This window comes from Vibrio hepatarius (genome assembly GCF_001274785.1).
GTDB lineage: Bacteria > Pseudomonadota > Gammaproteobacteria > Enterobacterales > Vibrionaceae > Vibrio > Vibrio hepatarius.
Map to the genome: position 1 here is coordinate 1 of NZ_LHPI01000076.1, position 313 is coordinate 313.

1 protein-coding gene is annotated in these 313 nt (G+C 45.7%); it reads right to left on the reverse strand.

Annotation, left to right across the window (positions count from 1 at the left end; genetic code table 11):
- Positions 1–125 precede the first annotated feature (125 nt).
- On the reverse strand, positions 126–313 hold a 188-nt coding region (locus AKJ31_RS23380; RefSeq protein ID WP_211263077.1), incomplete at its 5' end, for a hypothetical protein.

Consider the following 313-nt stretch of genomic DNA (forward strand, 5'->3'; position numbering starts at 1 on the left):
TGATTCAACAAGGATGAACACGCTACCCCAAAAGTCAAAAAGCTTCGCCATCACTGACAAAGTTTCTTGATAAGTGGAACTTTTGAATTAGTTGTGAAATGGCTACCGTCGATAGCCCTTTGACCTTAGGGCGAACCGATAAATTCCAAATGCAAGAAAGCCCAAATCTTGCAATTCAGGCTTCGCATAAGTGGTGGAACGGCCGGGCTGTCGATCTTGCGGGGCTCATTCGACCGAATGGCGAACAACATTATCTTTAAACGTAAAAAAGCCCAGTCTTTCGACTGGGCTTTTTTAAAGAGTGGCGGAGCGG